The sequence below is a fragment of the Extibacter sp. GGCC_0201 genome (assembly GCF_017566055.1).
Classification (GTDB): domain Bacteria; phylum Bacillota; class Clostridia; order Lachnospirales; family Lachnospiraceae; genus Extibacter.
In genome coordinates, this window is record NZ_JABFCH010000194.1 from 1 (window position 1) to 220 (window position 220).

Consider the following 220-nt stretch of genomic DNA (forward strand, 5'->3'; position numbering starts at 1 on the left):
TTGATGAAAAAAACGGGTTTATGGATGATGAGGAAGAGGAAGAAGACTCCGAGCCGATTATCGATACATTTGAAAGTTATGCCAGGGAAGTGAGGGCGGCAGCCCGCGGTTATGGCGGCAGACTCCACGATTATAATAAGCAGCGGACTGATTTTGCGGTGATACTAGGACTGGAGGCGGCGACGGACGGAAGAATGTCGGTTACTTATTATCAGGAGTG

General features: G+C 49.1%; 1 protein-coding gene. It reads left to right on the top strand.

Features of this window, described 5'->3' with window-relative positions; translation table 11 throughout:
• Window positions 1–220 (top strand): type I-C CRISPR-associated protein Cas8c/Csd1 (locus tag HJV72_RS19230; protein WP_208073478.1); only part of this gene is annotated, 220 nt, incomplete at both ends.